The sequence below is a fragment of the Oleiphilus sp. HI0132 genome (genome assembly GCF_001635845.1).
In genome coordinates, this window is record NZ_LWGJ01000240.1 from 1 (window position 1) to 681 (window position 681).

At 47.6% G+C, this 681-nt stretch carries 1 protein-coding gene; it reads right to left on the reverse strand.

What is annotated here, in order from left to right; all coding sequences use genetic code 11:
• Positions 1 to 681 (reverse strand): hypothetical protein (locus A3766_RS30240; protein ID WP_197479246.1); only part of this gene is annotated, 681 nt, incomplete at both ends.

The window sequence follows — 681 nt, forward strand, 5'->3', positions numbered from 1 at the left end:
AAATCTAAATCGCAAGGTTCTACCTCTGGCTCTGCACCCTCGTCAAATCCCCATTCTCGCTTAACGGTGGTAACACCCGGTATCACCTTGTGACTCATGGACATTGAGCTAAACCAGTCCACATCTTCAATTGGCTCCCCCGGTTCCCAAAGAGTTGTTCCTTCCGGAATAAGTTCGGTTTTCACGAGCTGCCTCTTTGATGGAAACGAAACCAGATGTGGTATTGAGCGCTCACGGTAATAACGCACTGCGATTTGATGATCTGATAGGTCGATACCTGCGGATTTTAAAATTTCCCCATACTCGAATGGTTCACGATACTGGCCATTGCCATCTGATTGTGAGCTTTCACCTAGGTTAGATTCCCTTGCTCCTGCCTCATTTGCGCTCGCATCGCCGATCAAATCTGGATCCATTGATGGGTGAATATTATCCATTTCACCCTGATCCTTATTGATCAAGCCGGAAGGAAACTGCCCGGCTCCAGCATGTTTTGTATCCATTAACTTGGCTATCTGATCTGCCGTATTTTTTTCTTCAGCCAAGTAAGGCAATAAGAGGGACGCAAATCTAGACGCCCCCTTAAGCCAATCCTCTGCATAGACCTTTATAATTCTCGCACCCAACCATGCATCTCCCTCCATGGCATCAGAATCCGACTGCCCTCCTAGAGAGCCCGAT